At 59.1% G+C, this 247-nt stretch carries 1 protein-coding gene; it reads right to left on the reverse strand.

Annotated elements, in window-relative coordinates:
• The coding region (locus ACPYOM_RS23370; RefSeq protein ID WP_481347803.1) for an RNB domain-containing ribonuclease at window positions 1–247 on the reverse strand (247 nt) is incomplete at both ends.

The following is a 247-nucleotide window of genomic DNA, read 5'->3' on the forward strand; positions in this document are numbered from 1 at the left end:
GTGCATGTTCGGTACGCCATGCGCTGCGCACGTCGCAGACGCGTTTGAGCAGGCGGATCTGTGAGGCGATCACCTCACTGACAGGTTGCCATTCGCTTTTCTCATCCGCTTCCAGCCAGCCAGACACGTCGTCATAAGCCAGTTTGGCTTTCGACTCGATAGTCGCCGCGAAGAAACGAATGTCGCTGCCCAGTGTGCCATCTGCGCCTACCGTGACAGAACACGCCAGAACCGGACGGCTGACGTC

The sequence above is a fragment of the Monashia sp. HAY1-2A genome (genome assembly GCF_056755315.1).